This is a genomic window from Anaerotignum lactatifermentans (genome assembly GCF_014982935.1).
Lineage (GTDB): Bacteria > Bacillota > Clostridia > Lachnospirales > Anaerotignaceae > Anaerotignum > Anaerotignum lactatifermentans.
This window is the reverse complement of the sequence record NZ_JADCKK010000011.1, coordinates 1-19,293: the sequence shown is the minus strand read 5'-3', so window position 1 is coordinate 19,293 and position 19,293 is coordinate 1. Positions and strand designations below refer to the sequence as shown.

Below are 19,293 nucleotides of genomic sequence, written 5' to 3'. Positions count from 1 at the left end.
GGTGATTGGAATACTTTCCTCTATCATTATTTCTTTGATTGTTATCGGGGTTCTTGTCATCGTCCATGAATTTGGACATTTTATTGTGGCAAAGAAATGCGGCGTATGGGTAGAAGAATTTGCCGTTGGTATGGGCAAAAAAATCTGCTCCAAACAAATCGGGGAAACAGAATACAGCCTGCGTCTGTTCCCGCTGGGCGGTTTTTGCCGTCTCCATGGGGAAACAGAGGAGGGTGAAATCACAGAACGCTCTTTTCTGGCGAAGTCCGTATGGGCGCGCATGGCAATCATGGCTGCCGGTCCTATCATGAACTTTCTGCTGGCCATTGTACTGATTTTTGGTCTGTCTGCCGGCGGCTATATCATTCAGCCAAAGGTGGCAGCGGTGCTGGATGGTTCTCCTGCACAGGAAATTGGTTTGCAGGAAGGCGATGAGATTTATCGTATCAATGGTGACCGCATCCATATTTACGATGAAATGCAGGCGATCATGCTGCAAAACGGCGGAAAACCCATTGATTTGGAAATCAAACGGGATGGCGTGATTTATGAATATGAATTGACGCCTCAGTATTCCGAAGAAACACAGACATATCTGGTTGGATTCACACCCACCATTAAAAATGGTATTTTTGCGGAAAAAGTAGAAGGCTATGATACAGCGAGCGTTTTCGAAACTGTACATTACAGCTATTATGCCATGCTGAACTATGTGAAGCTGACAGCGGAAGGCTTGGCAAGGGTATTTACCATGCAGGCATCTCCCGATGAATATGGCGGTCCAATTTCTATTGTAAAAGTAGTTGGGGATAGCTACGAAGCGGGGCTTAGCTACAGTTTCATGGCTGCGGTGCAAAATGTGGTTTATATTGCCGCTGTACTCAGTGCAAACCTGGGCGTATTGAACCTGTTCCCCATTCCCGGTCTGGATGGCGGACGTATCTTGCTTCTGCTCATTGAGATTTTGCGCAGAAAACCCATGAATCCAGAAACAGAAAGCAGAATTCTTTTTGGTGGTTTCGTGTTCCTCATGGGCTTTATGGTCTTTGTCATGTATACAGACATCATGAAGATATTCTGATAAAAGAAAAAGGAAAACTGTAAGGACTTTTTCATAAGAAAACAAAGATAGTCGGAATCCTTAGGATAAAAGGACTTCGGCTATCTTTTTTTATATGAATTATACGAGAAATGTTTTCTGAATGAGAAGCTCTTTTCCCATGCAGTTTGCCTTTTTTTGTTTTTCTGCTAAGTTCATTGCATTTTCAGAAGAAATTCGTTAGAATACAGTAAGAAGTACCGAAAGGAGAATAGAATATGGAACAACATGTGTTTCAAATCGGACCTATCCGTCCGCCCAGTGAGGCAAACAGTCTGCTGTTGCGGGTAACGGAAAACTGTCCGTGGAATAAATGCAAGTTTTGTATGCTTTATAAAAAGAATGATTTCCATACGCGTCCTGTGGCAGAAGTGAAAAAGGATATTGATACCATGGCAAATTACCGTGATATGATTCTTGCTCACAAAGACGGGGAAAATTGGAATATGCCGGCGGTGCAGAAAGAATACGCGGAACTGCCTTCCGATGAAGCCAGAATGTGCTACCAGATGGTATTCACATGGCTCACAGAAGGAGATCGTCAGGCAATCTTTTTGCAGGACGCCAATACTATGGTGTTGCGTACAGAATGGCTATTGGAAATCGTCAGCTATGTACGGGAACGTCTGCCGGAGATCAAACGAATCACCTCTTATGGCAGAGCCAATACATTGGCAAAAATTTCCGAAGAAGATTATCGGGCTTTGCGTCAGGCTGGTCTGGATCGCATCCATTCCGGCTATGAATCTGGCTCGGATAAAGTGCTGCAGCTTATTTGCAAAGGCACTACACAGGAAGAACAGATCATTGGCGGACGGAAAGTACGGGATGCAGGCATTGAGCTTTCCATTTACTTTATGCCGGGGGTAGGCGGCAGAGAGCTTTCTGATGACAACGCTTTGGAAACAGCAAAGGTAATCAATGCCGTAGACCCTGATTTTGTGCGCCTGCGTACCTTTGTGCTGCGTACAGGCTCCTTGATGGAAGAAGTACGGGTAGCAGGAAATTATACAGAAGAAACAGATATGGAAAAACTGCTGGAAATCAGAAAACTCATTGCCAATATCGACCCTACAAAGGCAAGAGGACGCATCACCAGCGACCATATCATCAATCTTTTGCAGGAAGTCAGCGGCGATATGGATCAGGATATTCCATGGATGCTTTCTTATATCGACCAGTTTTTGGCGCTTCCTGAACTGGAACAGAGAAAGTATCAGTTAGCAAGAAGAATGGGCTTCCCGTTGGATTGGAAGCAGCTGTATCGCCTGAAAGAAAGCGATTTGGCATACATTGAGGATCTGGCAAGGAATACAGTAGATGAAAAACAGTGGGAAACATTGCTCCATCGTTATATGGACCGTTATATTTAAGGAGGAAAAATCGTGGATAAAATGGATCTGATTACAAAAGTCATTCCGGGACTTTTGGTGGTTGGTATCGTGTGGTTTAATATGCGGAAGCTCCAGCGCAATCTCAATGCCATGAAACAGCAGCATTGCAGCGGCTCTTGTCATAATTGCGCCCATAGTGCCGGTTGTACTTCTGCGCAGAAAGAAAATACAGATAAAGAAGCATAAGATTCTTTGAATGACAGGGGGAATGAAAGATGAAAAAAAGAATTCTGGCTATGACATGTGCGGCAGCAGTGGCGGCAGCAGCAGTTCCTGTTTATGGGGCAGAAGAAACAGCAGCGGAGCCTGCCCAGTCTGCGGAAGAAACCGTAGCGACCAATCTTGGCGTGATGGTCAATGAAGAACCTGTAGAATTTTCCGGTCAGCAGCCGGTTATTGTTGATAATGTGACGCTGGTGCCTGTCAGAGGTGTTCTGGAAACATTGGGGGTTACCGTTGCATGGGATGCTGAAACACACACCATCACATTGACAGAAGGAGAAAAGACAGGTATCCTGACCATGGACAGCGATGTGTTCCAGACAGGAGATACCAGTGTGCAGATGGCTGCACCGGCACAGAATATCAATGGCTCTGCTATGATTCCTTTGCGTGCCGTTGCAGAATATTTTGGCGCAGAAGTTGGCTGGGATGCGGAAAACAGAATGGTACTTGTGACAAAAGCACCGGAAGTGCAGTGTCTGGCAGAAGATACTTACGAAAAAGTGCTGAAGGATGAAAATGGGAATCTGCTGGCAGAAGTGAAAGCCATTTATCCCGTTTTGACAGCGGAAGTGCCAGAAGCAGCCAGAGATACTGTCAATAAAAACATTGCAGGTCTGACCATGAAAGCAGCTGATACCTATTTGGTAGAAGTCAAAGACGAAGTGACACAGGAAGCGGCAGAGCTTGGTGAAAACTTCCATCCTTTCCAGCTGGTAATTTCTTATGAAGATGCATTCTATGGAAAAGGTGTGCTGTCCTATTTGACAACTGTTTGGGAATATCGCGGCGGCGCAAACGGCACCACAAAAGGCGTTGGCAAGATTTACGACTTGCAGACAGGGGAAACCAAAACACTGGGTGATTATATCAATCTCCAGTCCGGTCTGACAGAACGTGATTATATGGTGCAGGTATTCCGCAGAGATATGGCTTCCAACAGTGAAAAATATTTGGAAGGCGCAGCACAGAGCCTTCTGGATACCAACACAAATCTGGGGTATTATCTGAAAGATGAAAAAACCATGGTCATCTTTGCAGATCAGACAACTTTGAAACCTCATAGCGAAGGCATTGTGAAATTGGAAATTCCTGTGAATAAGTAAAAGATAAAAGTCAGAAATTCATATGCAGATATGGATTTCTGACTTTTTTTGTAGGAATTTTGCGTTTGATAGAAAGGAAAAAGAAAATTATAACAATAGAAAAGAAAGGAAATTGGAGAGAATTACAAAATTTAGATTAAAATCTTGTGAAAAGTATGTAAAGTTGTGTAGTTTTATGGAAAAGTCTTATCAAAATTCATATATTATGCTACAATATGGAGAGTCCAATGAAAAAGGAGGAGTATTATGAAACATGGCAAATTATGGTCAGCAGTGCTTTCTGCGGCAATGGTAATGGGGACAACGGTACCCATCCTTGCGGCAGATATGGACGGAAAATTGGTTGTGATCCATACCAACGATATTCACGGGTATTACGCAACCGCTGAAGAATCTGTTGGAATTGCGGGCGTTGCTGCTTTGAAGGATTACTATGAAGCACAGGGGGCAGATGTGGTTTTGCTGGATGCAGGGGACTTCTCTCAGGGCACCACGTTGGTAAACCACAGCAATGGTTTGAAAGCGGCAGAATATCTGGCAGCAGCAGATTATGACGCAGTGTCTTTGGGGAACCACGAATTTGACTTTGGTTTTGAAGCGCTGAAGGATACAGCAGCAGTTTTGAAAGCGGCGGATATTCCCATCATTGATGCCAATGTGCTGAAAAAAGGAACAGATACCCCTTATTTTGAAGCAAATACCATTGTGGAAACAGATGGCATGAAAGTTGGTATTTTTGGTCTGGATACAGCGGAAACCCGCACAAAATCCAGCCCCAGCAGTGTCAAAGACCTGACATTCCTGGATGGACAGGAAATGTTTGATTGTGCACAGGCGCAGGTAGATGCTCTGGAAGCAGAAGGCTGTGATTATATCATCGCCCTGACTCATCTGGGTGTGGACGAAGAAAGCACAGGCAGACGTTCTACTGATCTGGCAGAAGCTGTAGATGGCATTGATCTGATTGTGGACGGTCACAGCCATACAGTGATGGATGGCGGTCAGATGGTAGGCGATACCATGATTGTCAGCACAGGTTCTTATCTTGCCAATGTAGGTACCGTTGTCGTGGATAAAGCAACTGGTGAAGAAACAGCAAAACTCATCAGTGCTGCTGATTATGCAGCAAACTATGGCACCTATGATGAAAATCTTGCCAAAATGGTAGCAGCAGACCAGGCAGAAGTAGATGGATATTACAGCCAGGTATTTGCGACTACGAAAGTAGACCTGAATGGTCAGAAAGATCCCGGCGTGCGTACAGAAGAAACCAATTTGGGTGACTTTACGGCAGATGCTTATTTGTATGCAGGCAGAGAATATGTGAAAGAACAGGGACTTGATATCAGCGTAGATGTTGCCCTGTCCAACGGCGGCGGCATCCGTGCAAGTGTGCCCGCAGGTGAAATCACCATGAATGACCTGTACACCGTTTTCCCTTACGGCAATACCGTTGCACTGGTGACAATCACTGGAGAACAGCTGCTGGAAGTATTGGAAGCATCCACATTCTGCACACCTACAGCCATTGGTGGCTTCCCTCAGATTGCAGGGGCAGAATATACCGTCAATACAGCAGTGCCTTATGAAAATGGCGCACAATATCCCGATTCTACATACTACGCACCTGCAAATCCCGGCAGCCGTGTGACCATCACAAGCATTGGCGGCAAACCTTTTGATCCCAAAGCAAATTACACTGTAGCAGTGAACAGCTTCCAGGCAGAAGGCGGCGATACTTATTATGTATTGACACAGGGCTCTTATGTGCAGGATACTGGCATTGTAGACGCGGAAGCGCTGATTTCCTATGTGGATTCTCTGGGTGGTGTCATCGACGAAACATATGCAGAACCTCAGGGCAGAATCAAGATTGTTTCCGAACCCGTTGAAAATCCTGAAACAACTGTACCGGAAGAAACAACAGAACCTGAAAAACCTGTGGAACCTGAAGTAGAAGCGCCTAAGACAGAAGCAGAAGTGCCTGCCACAAAACTGTATACCGTTGTTGCAGGGGACAGCCTGTGGAAAATTGCCCAGAAAGAATTGGGCAACGGTTCCAAATGGACACAGATTTATGAAACAAATAAAAAACAGATTTCCAATCCAAACCGCATCTATGTGGGACAAGAACTGGTGATCAATCAATAAGAAATACGGAAAAACCGCATCTTTTCAGATGCGGTTTTTTGCTGTAAAAAAGCAGGATGTAAATCTAAGGGCTTTTTGAAAAGCTATATTTTGTTTTTTATCCACGGGTAGGAAATAGAAAAATGGAACTATATTTGTTTGATGTATATAAAACAATACAATCTGCTTTATACAAATTCAACAAAATCACGTGGGACAAAAAGTGTCCAATATCAATAAAGAGATGGGACATAAAATGTCCCAAAACTGTGTATACTTCCGAAAAAGAAAAACTTTCCTGAAAACCGATGACATTTTAATCTTGTGTGCTACAATAAGGGTGTCAATCGAAATTTTACGAAACAAAAAAAGGAGAGAATAGCATGGCAATCAAAGTTGGCATTAACGGTTTCGGTCGAATTGGTAGAGTGGTATTTCGTGTATTGATGCAAAGAAGAGATGAATTTGAACTTTGTGGTATCAACCTGCGTAATGCAGAACTGGATTATATGGCATATCAGCTGAAATACGACAGTATTTTCGGTCGTTTTGATGGTGATATCGAAATTGGCGAAAATGAACTGATTGTAAATGGTCAGCATATCCATGTGTTCAGTGAAAGCGACGCTTCTCTGATTCGCTGGGCTGATTGCGGTGCTGAATATATTGTGGAATCCACTGGCGCTTTCAACACAATGGAAAAAGCAGCCCTGCATAAAGTAGGCGGTGCTAAGAAAGTGATTCTGACAGCTCCTTCCAAAGATGATATTATGCCTACATTTGTTATTGGCGTAAATGAAGGTACATATACACCGGATATGGACATCGTTTCCAACGCATCCTGTACTACAAACTGCCTGGCACCTCTGGCAAAAATCATTCACCAGAGTTTTGGTATTGAACAGGCGCTCATGTCCACCATCCATTCCGCAACAGCAAAACAGAAAGCAGTTGATGCCAGAGCAGGACGTGACTGGAGAACCGGTCGTTCTGTATTCAACAACATCATTCCCTCCACAACAGGGGCAGCAAAAGCCGTTGGTCGTGTTATTCCCGAACTGAAAGGCAAAATGACAGGTATGTCTTTCCGTGTTCCTACCAATGACGTTTCCGTAGTCGACTTGACAGCAAGACTGAAAACAAATACAACTTATGAAGAAATCTGCAAAAAGATCAAAGAAGCATCTGAAACATATATGAAAGGTATCGTAAGCTATATCGCAGATGATGTGGTTTCTTCTGATATGCTGGGTGATTCCCATACTTGTATCTTTGATGAAAAAGCAGGTATCATGCTGGATGACAACTTTGTAAAACTCATTGCATGGTACGACAATGAATGGGGTTACAGCAACAAAGTTGTTGACCTGATTGCGCATATGTATAGTGTAGATCAGAAAGCATAATCTAAGCTAACTATGGTTTTCCTAAATATATGAAAAAAAGCCCGCTTGCCAATAGGATTTTTGACAGCGGGCTTTTTTCTTAACTATTCTTCAGCCATACGGTATCCAACGCCAACTTCTGTAAAGATATATTGGGGCTGGGCAGGATTTTTTTCCAGTTTTCGGCGGATGTTTGCCATATTTACCCGCAGAATCTGGTTATCTTTGATGGCATAGGGACCCCACAATTCTGTGATGATATAATCGTATGTCAGCACACGACCAGCACTTTTTGCCAGCAGAGAAACGATTTTGAATTCGATCTGGGTCAGGTGAACATCTTTACCATCAACAGTAATTTGACGTTTATCAAAGTTGATGGTCAGACCGCGTAAAGTAAAGACATCCCCAATGGCATTTCCGCTGCCGCCTTTTGCCACATGGCGCAGAGCTGTACGAATTCTGGCAAGGAGTTCGGAAGTGCCAAATGGTTTTGCAATATAATCGTCAGCACCCATATCCAATGCTTTTACCTTGTCTGCTTCTTCAGTTCTTGCAGAAACAACGATAACAGGAATATTAGACCATTCCCGAATCTGTTGTAAAATGTCGATGCCGTCAATATCCGGCAAACCAAGATCCAGCAGGATCACATCAGGGCAGTGGGAGGGAATCATGGACAATGCTTCTTTGCCGGTGCGTGCCATGATTACATTATAGTCATTTGCTTTTAAAGTTGTGGCAATGAAGTTGCTGATGGCTTCTTCATCCTCTACAACCAGTATCTTCAGTTTGTTGGACATTCTCAACTTCTCCTTTCATGGGCAGCACAAATGTAAAATTCGCACCGCCGTTTTCGTTGTTTTTTGCATAGATTTCACCGCCATGGGCAGAAATGATGGTCTTGCAGATAGGCAGCCCGATGCCAAGACCGCGGGAAGAATCTGAAGACTTGCTGCTGGTGGTGCCGTCAAAAATATGAGGCAGACGTTCTTCTTCAATACCGATCCCCTGATCCAGTACAGAGAAATAAACGTGGTGCCATAAATGTTTTACTGTCAGATAGATAGGTTTTCCCGTACCGGAATGCCGGATGGCGTTTTCCATCAGATTGATGAGCACCTGCTCAATGAGCATGGCATCCATGGGAACCAAGAGCAGCTCGTCCGGTACACGAACACGGATTTGTGAAGAAGGAAAACGTTTTTGGATTTTCGCGACGGATTCCGCTACGATTTCTTCTACCACTTCATCCTGTTTTTTCAGTTTTGTGCCTTCGCCGCTGATCTTTGTGACAGAAAGTAGGTTTTCTACCATTTGAATGAGCCATTCTGCGTCATGATGAATGTCGCTGAGCAAGCGGTCGCAGACATCTTCCTGCAGCATGGAACGGTTTTCCATCAAAGTAGCTGTGGAGCCAAGGATACAGGTCAATGGTGTCCGCAGGTCATGAGAAATGGCACGCAGCAGATTGCTCCGCATGTTTTCCTTTTCTTTTTCCAATAAGATTTTCTGAGATTCGTCAACGATTTCCTGACGGTCAATGGCCAAAATGGTCTGAGATGTCATGAAGTTGGCGAACTGTAAAGCGTCATTTTCGATATAACCGTTTTTGGAGAATAAAAGCCCCAAAACACCATAAATTCTATCTTTATTGGAAAAGGGAATGTAGGTGCCAAGGCAATTCTGAGATGTTTTTTCTGTACCCAGCCCTGTCATTTCGCCTTTTTGGAATGCCTGTTCTGCCACCTGCTGTTCCAAAATGCTTTCCAAAATCAATTCGTCTTTTTCGTTCACATATTTCGTAACTTTTTTTTCGGGCGAAATAGGAGAACCGATGTAGAGCACCGCACTGCACTGGTTGGCAGCATAGACACTGTCAATGGTGATCTGCATGATTTCATCAATGTTGTTTGCACTGAGCAATGCTTTGCTCATGGAGTTCAAACTTTCTGCCCGTTTTTCACGAATGGAGGACAAAATCGCTGCCTGTTTGACTTTGGCAGTCAATGCACTGGTCAGTATGGACATCAAAAGCAGGATGCCAAATGTGACAGGATACCCCGCAAGGGTAAAGTTCAGTGCAAAGTAGGGGAAGGTGAAGAAGAAGTTTACCCCTACAACACCGCAGAAGGATGCCACAATCCCCCAGAAATACCCGCTGGTGATGGAGGAGGTGATGGCAACCGCCAGCATATAAACTCCGAAAATATTATCATTCATAACGTCTGCTTCCTGCAGACATAATGCGAAGGTGGTTGCGATGAGAAAAACCAGTATGGTTTTGAACAGATCGTATAATATCATTGTAAAATGAAATTCAAAGTTTTTCGATCGGCGTTTCATAAGATACCTCACTAAATTAAAATGCACGTTCTCTTAATATTATATTATACACAGAGTTTGATTAAAAGGAAAGGGTATCGAAGAAAAGAAAATGGTTTTTTATCTGTGGATAAAGGAGGAGAAAAAAGGGAATCGTCGTTGAAATTACAGATATTATTTGATATAATTGTATCAAATTTTGCAGAAATGGAGATAGACAAATGAAAAAACCTTTTGTTTCACTGGAACAGATACAGGAAATCAAGAAAACTTATCCAACACCTTTTTATATTTATGATGAAAAAGGCATCCGGGAAAATGCTCGTGCGGTAAACCGCGCCTTTTCCTGGAATAAAGGATTTCGAGAATATTTTGCCGTGAAGGCAACCCCTACTCCCGGCATTTTGCAGATCCTGAAAGAAGAAGGCTGTGGCGCAGACTGTTCTTCTTATACAGAATTGCAGATTGCAGAAGCGGTAGGCGTAACAGGACACCAGATTATGTTTTCTTCCAATGTGACACCTGCGGAAGATTTTGCTCTGGCAGCGAAACTGGGTGCTATCATCAACTTTGACGATATTACCCATATTCCTTTCTTTGAAAAAATTGCGCCAATTCCTGAAACCGTATGCTGCCGTTACAATCCTGGCGGTGTATTCCAGGTAAGCAATGAAATCATGGACAACCCTGGCGATGCCAAATACGGCATGACAAAGGAACAGATGAAAGAAGCTTTCCGCATGCTGAAAGAAAAAGGTGCGAAACACTTCGGTATTCACTCTTTCCTTGCCAGCAGCACAAGCTCCAATGTGTATTATCCTATGCTGTCCAAGATTCTCTTTGAACTGGCAGTGGAACTGAAAAATGAACTGGATATTCACATTGCCTTTATCAACCTTTCTGGTGGTGTAGGTATTCCTTACCATCCTGATGAAGAAGGCTGCGATATCATGGCAATCGGCGAAGGCGTACGTAAAGTATACGAAGAAGTGCTGGTGCCTGCCGGCATGGATGATGTGGCTATCTTCACAGAAATGGGCAGATATATGCTGGCACCTTATGGTGCACTGGTTGCGGAAGCCATCCATGAAAAACATATCTACAAAGAATATATCGGTCTGGATGCTTGCGCTGCCAACCTGATGCGTCCCGCTATGTATGGTGCTTACCACCATATCGCTGTACTGGGCAAAGAAGATGCGCCTTGTGACCATAAGTATGATATCACAGGCGGTCTTTGCGAAAACAACGATAAATTTGCCATTGATCGTATGCTGCCGAAGATCGACATGGGAGATTTGATTTATATCCACGATACAGGTGCTCATGGACATTCCATGGGATATAACTATAATGGCAAACTCCGCTCTGCCGAATTGCTCCTTTGCGAAAACGGCGATGTGAAACTGCTGCGCCGTGCAGAAACACCCGCGGATTATTTTGCAACATTTGATTTTACAGGTCTGTTTCAGAAATAAAATTTAATTAGAAAGAAAAAAGCCAGAGATTTATGGATTTTCTCCATAGATTTCTGGCTTTTTGTTTTAATGATGTTATCTGGAATTAGATTTTATTTCAGATGTGTATGCATATATTCTTCACGGATTTCCGCAGGAACCAGACTGCCACCTGTTGCCCAAGGAATATGTACAGCATTTGCCATTTTGTCTTTCAGACCCATTTTTTCGATATATGCCTGCATTTCGGGGGATTTCAGCTGAATAGGACCCCAGAAGGATGCACATGCGGAAGGTTCCAGAAAGATGTCTTCTGTATTAACGATGTCACGCATGAGATCGTAAATGTGATAGTCTTCCAGAGAAAGGATACCAGAGAGCAGGTTTTTCATGACGCCGCCTACAAAACCGGAAGCACGACCAACTGCCAAACCATCGGCATGAGTCTGACCGCTCAGACCAAAGTCCTGTACGGAAACTTCGTTTTGCAGACCGGAAGCCATACCAACCAGCATACAAGGTGCCTGTGTGGGTTCGATGAAGAAAACATGAACATTGTCGCCGAAAAGCTGTTTGAAGCCGAAAGCAACGCCGCCGGGGGCACCGCCTACACCGCAGGGAATGTAAACAAACAGAGGATGATCTGCATCCACAGTGATGCCTTTTTCTGCAAACTGCTTCTGGATGCGCTTTGCGGCAACGGCATAGCCAAGAAACAGTGTTACAGAGTTTTCATCGTCTACAAAATAACTGGAAGGATCAGCGTCAGAATTTTTTCTGCCTACTTCTACGGCTTTGCTGTAATCATCATTGTATTCGATGACTTCTGCACCGCGCTGACGAAGGAGATCTTTTTTCCACTGTTTCGCATCAGCAGACATATGTACGATAACATGGAAACCCAGAGCTGCACTCATGATGCCAATGCTCATGCCCAGATTGCCGGTGGAACCAACCTGAATTTTAAACTGGCTGAAAAATTCCTTGAATTCAGGAGAGGCAAATACGGAATAATCATCTGTCAGTTTAATTTTTCCGTGTTCCAATGCCAGATCTTCTGCATGTTTTAATACTTCATAAATACCGCCTCTTGCTTTGACGGAGCCAGAAATTGCCAGATGGCTGTCCTGTTTTAAGAATAAACGTCCGGGAATGGAGGTGGTATATTCTTCTTCCAACTGTTTTTGCATATGAGGGATTTCGGTCAGAGGAGATTCAATTAAGCCGTTCTGAGGTTCTGTTTCAGGAAAGACTTTCTTGATAAATGGCGCAAAACGAGCCAATCTTGCTTCTGCATCGTCAATATCTGCCATTGTGATGTTGATTTTTGCCAATGCATCAGCAGTTTTTTCCTGGTTTTCGTTGATCCAGATGACTTCTTTTCCTTCGCTCACCTGTTCAAGCAGTTCTTTGTTATTGACGCGATTCCAAAATGTTTTTTCCATAAGGTTCCCTCCTATATAGGTTAAAATAAGACAAATGTCTTTCTTGATATCATACCACAAAAAAGGAGTTATGTCCTCCTTTTTGTACAATTATATAGCATAACGCTGTCGAATATATACAGAAAGATTTGTGGTGAAATAATTTTACAATGTATTTTTTACGAGATATATTGCAGACTGTAGATTAAGGAGGGATTGACATGAATGCAAATTGTCTGAATCAAAAAAATATTGAAATTTATTTACACTATCTGAAAGAACAGGAGAAAAGTACAGGTACATTGGAAAAATATAAACGGGAATTATATGAACTGCTGACTTTTTTATCAGGGAAAAACGAAAGCAAGGAAGAACTGATATCATGGAAAGCGAAATTAGAACAAAAATATTGTCCTGCTTGTGTCAATGGTAGATTGGTCGCTGCCAATGGCTTTTTTTGTTTTTTTGGCAGATATGATCTGCGCATGAAGTTGTTGCGGATTCAGAAGGAGATATTTGCCAAAGAAGAGAAAGAATTGACAAAAGCTGAGTATGCTCGTTTGGTGCATGCTGCAGAAAAAAAGGGGAATCAAAGATTGTCCTTAGTCATTCAGACCATATGTGCCACCGGAATTCGCGTGTCTGAACTGCAGTATATTACAATGGATTCTTTAAAAAAAGGAAGAGCAGAGGTGAACTGCAAAGGCAAACGGCGTGTGATTTTTCTGCCAGGGGAGCTGCAGCGGAAACTGAAACATTATGTGAAAGAAAAAGGAATCACAGCAGGAGTGGTATTTCGCACTAGAACAGGACGTCCGTTAAATCGTTGTAATATCTGGTCAGATATGAAAAAGCTCTGTAAAGATGCGCAAGTAAATCCGCAAAAGGTATTTCCGCATAATTTACGCCATTTATTTGCTCGTACGTTTTATAGTTTGGAAAAAGATATTGCCAAATTGGCAGATTTGCTGGGGCACAGCAATATAGAGACCACAAGAATTTATATTATGGAAAGTGGACGAGAACACCAAGAAAAATTAGAAAAAATGAAATTGATTTTATAACAGAATTTCCCTTCTGTTATAAAAAATATCAAATGCTACAGCCCGAGGTGAAGTTACATATTTAAAATATAACATTTTTTACATACAATGGCAAGTATTAGACACAAAAATAAGACCGATTGCATAATTTTCAGAAAAAATTTTTTATCGGTTTTTGTTTTTATGTCTTTTTTTATTTTTACAATAAAGCGGCACCATTTTTCGCAATATGTCAAGAAAATTCGACAATCTTCACATATAACAAAAAAATAATATATTACAGAAGGGAAATTTTGTTTTAAACAAGTGAGAATGAATGGAAGAAATTAGATTAACAGTCGGAAACATCAATGCATTTTTACAGAAGAAGATAGAAGCCGGAAATAAACCAGAAACAATTGCAGAATATCGGCGGATATTGCTGGCTTTGCGAAAATGGCTGTTGCCAGATACCACATTACATAAGGAAACGTTGCAGCAATGGAAAGAATATATGCAGGAAGAAAAGGTTTTGGCAGTGCGTACCATTAACTGTAGGCTGACAGTGATCAACCAGTTTTTGAATTTTGCTGGAGAACGAAATTGGCAAGTATCCTGCATTCGTTTGGAAGAAGTCGAAAAATCAGTTTTAAGTCGTGGTGAATATATTCGGTTGCTTCAGGCTGCAAGACAGATGAATAAAGAACAAATTTATTTTATTATGAAGACCATTTGTGTTCTAGGCGTTTCTTTGAGAGAATTTCCTCAGGTCACCGTTGGTTTTATCAAAAAGGGTAGAGGAGAAATTACGACGGGGGAAAATGTCAGAAAGATTGTGGTACCATCAGGTCTGCAAAAAGAACTGTTGGCATATTGTGCGCGTAATGGGATTCGTCAGGGTCCAATTTTTGTTGCGCAAAGAGGCGGAGAACTGCATCGCGTTGCAGTCAATACCTCCATGAAACAGTTGTGTCAGTCTGCAGGTGTAAAGCCTGAAAAAGCAACCCCGAGTTGTTTGCGTGGTTTATACGAACGGACGCAACAGGAATTACAGGAAAACATTTCTATTATACTTTTGCAGTATTATGAAAAGCTGCTGGAAGCAGATGATGTGACAGCGGCTTGGGAAGGGCGTGATTTATGAGAAGAGGTTTTTTAGAAGAGAGTCAAGAAAAGAGTAGAAGGAGGAAAGGTATGAAGAAAGGACTATGGAAACGGCGGGCATTTGCTTTTCTTGTGGCTGTTGCTATGGTGATACCTCAGGGGGTATATGCAGCAGAAACAGGGGAAAATGAAGCGTCGGAAAAGGCGATTACAGAAGAAGTGCTGGAAAGGGTACATGAAGAGGGTTGCATATTGGCTCCTGACCATGAAGGGAATTGTGTGACAACACCGACAGAAAATGTAGAAGAAACCCAGCCGGAAAAAGTACATGCAGAAGGCTGCATACTGGCTCCTGATCATGAAGGAGATTGTGTGACAGAACAGGAAAGCGTGCACGAAGACGGCTGCACATTGGCTTCCGATCATGAGGGTGACTGCGTGACAGCACCAGCAGAAAAGACAGAAGATGAACAGCCGGAAAGAGAACATGAAGATGGCTGTATTCTGCCTTCTGATCATGAAGGGGAATGTGAAGTAGAAGAAATGCCTTTGCGAGCACCCAAAGCAGGAGATACTTTAACTGTTGGTGAAAACGGCAATTATGATTCCTTGGCAGCTGCGGTTGCTGAGGCAAACAAAAGTCAAGAAACAGACATTACTATTGAATTGTTGAATGATATTGATGCAACAGAATGTGCACGTATTACCGACGAGGCAGAAGTTCATAAAAACATTACCATCAATGGGAATGGTAATACAATCACTCGTGGAGAGGATTTTAAAACAATTCAGGATGATGCAAGAAGTACATATAATCCTGCGATGATTGAAGTGACAGCACCACAGGGAAAAGGTGTAACATTGAGATTGGAAAATATCTTCTTGGATGATGCTGGTAAACATGAAGGGGAAGTTTTTGCACAGGCGATTAGCGGAGATGTTCCTGAAGGTGAAGTAAAAGATAACGTCAAGTATGTTCAGGATGCCATTGTAGCAGGCTATGGAAATGGTAATGATACTGCTGAAATCATTCTCGGCGAAGGTGCTGTTTTGAAAGATTTTGGTGGTATGTCCGCGGTTCGTGTCACAGGTGGTGCGACATTGACCATGGAAAGCGGTTCTAAAATCTGCGACGATACTGTTACTGATAGAATTAAAGGTGATACAGGTAGCAACGGTTCTGCTGGTGCAGTATGGGTTCAGGGAACTCATGTAGATATGGAAAAAGACGCAAAAATTTACGATGTAACTGGTCGTGCGTTTTATGTAGATGGTGGCAGTGCTGACATTGATGGTATCATTTCTAATATCAAAGCGGATAAAGATATGTGGCAGGGAAATACTGGTATAGCAGTTCACGGACGTGGAGATTCTGATATCGTATTGAAAGCTGATTGCCAGGTTAAAGATTTCAATGTTAATGCAAGTCAAGGTTCTGTTGTTGGTATGTATGGCAGTGATTTAGATATGAAAGATGGAGCCACCATTGATAATATCAAAGGAATTTCTGCTGTATATATGGATGACTTTAATAATGATTATCAACACAAAGCGTTGATCAACGGTACTGTAAGTAATGTTGAAAATAACCCTGTTATGCGTTCCTGGTATGGGCATATTGAAATTGGTCTTACTGGTGTGGTAAAAGATTGTGTATCGGAAGATGGTTGGAAAGATGGACAGGTATTGTATACCAATAACGGTTCCAGATATACAATCAGAGGACATATCATTAACAATAAAGGTACTGCAATTTATATTGCAAATCAGAGCGGTGGTCGTCCAGAAGTTGTCATGGAAGAAGGCGCAGTGATTTCCGGCACAAAATCAGCAGCTTTATTGGGTAGCGGTGTTGCTGTGCGCGTTAATAATGGCTCCTTGTTTACAATGAATGGTGGTACTATTGAAAAGAATAATGTCGGTGTAGAAGTAACGGGGAAAACTGAATATAAAGGTGTTCAGTTTATTATGAATGGCGGCACCATTTCAAATAACACGTCTGGCGTTAAATACACAGTAACTGGTGAATCCATTGTGCAACTGAATGGTGGTACGATTAGCGATAATGGTACGAGCTATCAGATTTCTGCAACCGGTGGCTCTGCAAAAGATGCGAATGAAAATATTTTTATTGCTTCCGATGTATTGCAGGGAAAGAAATCTGTTTATTTGAGTTTTGGCACTATCACATTAGATGATACTTATCCTGCTGTATCACTTGGTCAGCCGAACAGCACTTTGAAGAATAGTGTGCAGGGAGCTGCTACAGCAAAAGGTCAAGAAAAAAATGAAGTATGGCAAATTGCGGGTAGTGGGCTTTGGTTCCGTACTCAAGAATCTAGTGATTTCCATTTTACAGTAAACAGACCATACAGTGTTTATAAAGGCATTGGTTTATATGTGGCATATGTTCCTGTTAGTGAGGATGGGACAACAGTTACAAGTGATGTGACTTTTGTTGAACTGGAAAATAAAGAAAATATTGATATTACCTTAAATGGATTGACTCCGGGTCAGGCATATGCGCTGTATTTTGTGACAACAGGTGTATATTATCTGACAGTTACACCTGCAGATCTGACTATTTACATGGGCGGTGAAGATGGTTATGAAGGTACTGTAGTTGATGACGAAGGACATATTAAGACAAGCAATTCTTTGCCCGAACCAGGATTTATTTTCGATTTGCCTAAAGGAATAACTGATGCAGGAAAGATTACTTTTAAAGAAAGCGATAGTGGTAAAACTTGGACAGTCGAACCTTATGATGGAGTATCTGATCACGTTTATAAATTAGTTCCAGCTACGAACCAAGATCCTGTTCGTGTAGAATTCACAAAAGCGGACGGTTCCAAAGTTATCAGTGACCAGTTCAATGTTGGTGAAGCTTTGAATCAGACTTTGGACATGAGTATTTACAAGGGCGATGTTGGAGATATTCGCGTTTGGGTAGATAATGTTGAAAAAACAGGTGTTCAGATTAAGAATCAAACAGGTAAACTGCATGTGCGTGGTACAACCAGTCAAGTAGAATATGCAGATATTTCTGAACAGCCTACTCTTTCTGAAGGAAAACCCGCAGTAACGGCAGAAGCGGGTACAAAGTTTACCATCAATGAAGGCGATGTATTAGCAAGCGAAGAAGGCATTGCGTTGCTGTTTGATGGCATTATCGAAAATACAGCTTCTGAAAGCAATCGCTCCAATCTTTTAAAAGAACGTGCAAAAGAAGAATTACAAAACGCCTATGACAATTATGCATTCGATCTGAAATATCTGGATTTAGTAGACAGACATAATGGTAATACATGGGTGAAAGCATCTAATGATGTAACTGTTTACTGGCCTTATCCAGAAGGTACAGACAAGACAACAGATTTTGAACTTCTGCATTTTGAAGATCTTCATCGTGATATGTCCAGCAATGAAGTAGCAGGAAATATTGCAAACTGCACAGTAAGTCCTGTAACATTCACGAAACTGGACGATCATATTGATTTTAAAATTGGTTCCGGCGGTTTCAGTCCTTTTGCCCTTGTATGGGAAGGCGAAGAATCTGACGGTGGTTCATCCTCCGGTGGCAGCCACACTTCCAACACCTACTACGTTCGTTATCACAACGATGACGAAACCGAAAAAGACGGAAAATTCATCCCCGGTGAAACAGTTACTGTAAAAGGTAACGTATTCACTTCACCTGTTGGCAAAGTACTGGCAGGCTGGAGTCTGGAAGAAGACGGCAAAGTAGACTACAAAGTAGGCGATACCTTCCGTATGCCAGGCAGCAGTGTAGACCTTTATGCTGTATGGAAAGACGCGGAAACAGAAAGCCACAGCGCATACATCAGCGGTTATCCCGATGGCACTGTTGGTCCCGATAAGACCATCACCCGTGCAGAAGCAGCGACAATGTTCTATAACCTGCTGACAGATAAAACCGGCGATGCGAAAGCATTTACAGACGTTCCTGCAAACCAGTGGTATGCGAAAGCAGTTATGACTCTTGCAGGAAAGGGCGTTATCAGCGGTTATCCCGATGGTACATTCAAACCTGATGCGTCTATTACTCGTGCAGAATTTGTTACCATGTCGATGAATTTTGCAAATGCTGAAAAAGGTACAGCTTGCAGTTTCCCTGACGTACCTCAGAATATGTGGTACTATGGCGCAATTGCAGGCGCAACACAGAATGGCTGGATCAGCGGTTATCCCGACGGCACATTTGGTCCCGACCGTTACATTACTCGTGCGGAAGTAACCAGTGTCATCAACCGTATGGAAAACCGTGCAGCAGATATGTCCTTTATGATGGATCATCTGGATGAACTGCGTACATTCAGCGATCTGAGCTTTGGTCACTGGGCATATGGCTCCATGATGGAAGCGGCAAATGGTCATGACTATACAAGAGCAGATCAGAACAGCTATGAATCTTGGGTAGATATCCATTAAGTTCATAGAAATCAGACAGCGGCAGGCAACTGCCGCTGTTTTTGTATTATTACTTTAGTGCTGAAGGCTGCAAAGCAGCCTTTAACAACCGCCCGCTCTGCGGGTGAGATTAAAGCTTAAGCAAAAAGCATCGTCCTTGTTGTAAAATAAGGGTGTTCAAGCCTAAATATTTT

Annotated in this window: 13 protein-coding genes; 10 read left to right on the top strand and 3 right to left on the bottom strand. The window is 42.5% G+C overall.

Annotation, left to right across the window (positions count from 1 at the left end; genetic code table 11):
* The first annotated feature begins 1 nt into the window (after position 1).
* The 6 genes from rseP (at position 2) to gap (ending at position 7,357) form a co-directional block, all read left to right on the top strand.
* Entirely contained in the window at positions 2-1,081 is a 1,080-nt protein-coding gene (rseP, locus tag INF29_RS04410) for an RIP metalloprotease RseP (protein ID WP_330608278.1), read from the top strand.
* A gap of 236 nt (positions 1,082-1,317) precedes the next feature.
* A complete protein-coding gene (locus INF29_RS04405; protein ID WP_193484886.1) occupies positions 1,318-2,472 on the top strand; it encodes a radical SAM protein in 1,155 nt (384 codons plus the stop codon).
* 21 nt (positions 2,473-2,493) lie between these two features.
* Complete coding sequence (locus tag INF29_RS04400) at positions 2,494-2,679, top strand: FeoB-associated Cys-rich membrane protein (RefSeq protein WP_242949258.1); 186 nt, start codon at positions 2,494-2,496, stop codon at positions 2,677-2,679.
* 29 nt (positions 2,680-2,708) lie between these two features.
* Entirely contained in the window at positions 2,709-3,821 is a 1,113-nt protein-coding gene (locus tag INF29_RS04395; protein WP_193484885.1) for a stalk domain-containing protein, read from the top strand.
* Between the two features lie 246 nt (positions 3,822-4,067).
* Positions 4,068-5,972, top strand: a complete 1,905-nt coding sequence (locus tag INF29_RS04390) for a 5'-nucleotidase C-terminal domain-containing protein (protein WP_193484884.1) — start codon at positions 4,068-4,070, stop codon at positions 5,970-5,972.
* A gap of 362 nt (positions 5,973-6,334) precedes the next feature.
* A complete protein-coding gene (gene gap, locus INF29_RS04385; RefSeq protein WP_193484882.1) occupies positions 6,335-7,357 on the top strand; it encodes a type I glyceraldehyde-3-phosphate dehydrogenase in 1,023 nt (340 codons plus the stop codon).
* Positions 7,358-7,440: 83 nt separating this feature from the next.
* On the opposite strand, the gene INF29_RS04380 is transcribed toward gap, so the two are convergent.
* Together INF29_RS04380 and INF29_RS04375 are read right to left on the bottom strand one after the other, a co-directional pair.
* Entirely contained in the window at positions 7,441-8,139 is a 699-nt protein-coding gene (locus INF29_RS04380; protein ID WP_072852469.1) for a response regulator, read from the bottom strand.
* Entirely contained in the window at positions 8,102-9,682 is a 1,581-nt protein-coding gene (locus tag INF29_RS04375; protein WP_072852471.1) for an ATP-binding protein, read from the bottom strand. The genes INF29_RS04380 and INF29_RS04375 overlap by 38 nt, the downstream gene beginning before the upstream one ends.
* Before the next feature lie 200 nt (positions 9,683-9,882).
* On the opposite strand from INF29_RS04375, the gene INF29_RS04370 reads away from it, so the two are divergent.
* Complete coding sequence (locus tag INF29_RS04370; RefSeq protein WP_193484880.1) at positions 9,883-11,139, top strand: diaminopimelate decarboxylase; 1,257 nt, start codon at positions 9,883-9,885, stop codon at positions 11,137-11,139.
* Positions 11,140-11,231: 92 nt separating this feature from the next.
* Here the strand turns inward: INF29_RS04370 and INF29_RS04365 are convergent, their stop codons facing one another.
* Positions 11,232-12,563, bottom strand: coding sequence for a D-serine ammonia-lyase (locus tag INF29_RS04365; protein WP_072852475.1), 1,332 nt, complete (start codon positions 12,561-12,563; stop codon positions 11,232-11,234).
* Between the two features lie 200 nt (positions 12,564-12,763).
* On the opposite strand from INF29_RS04365, the gene INF29_RS04360 reads away from it, so the two are divergent.
* The 3 genes from INF29_RS04360 (at position 12,764) to INF29_RS04350 (ending at position 19,120) form a co-directional block, all read left to right on the top strand.
* Positions 12,764-13,606: a tyrosine-type recombinase/integrase gene (locus INF29_RS04360; RefSeq protein ID WP_193484878.1), complete on the top strand. Its 843-nt coding sequence runs from the start codon at positions 12,764-12,766 to the stop codon at positions 13,604-13,606.
* 295 nt (positions 13,607-13,901) lie between these two features.
* Complete coding sequence (locus tag INF29_RS04355; RefSeq protein WP_193484876.1) at positions 13,902-14,708, top strand: tyrosine-type recombinase/integrase; 807 nt, start codon at positions 13,902-13,904, stop codon at positions 14,706-14,708.
* 50 nt (positions 14,709-14,758) lie between these two features.
* Entirely contained in the window at positions 14,759-19,120 is a 4,362-nt protein-coding gene (locus INF29_RS04350; protein WP_193484874.1) for an S-layer homology domain-containing protein, read from the top strand.
* Positions 19,121-19,293: the final 173 nt, after the last annotated feature.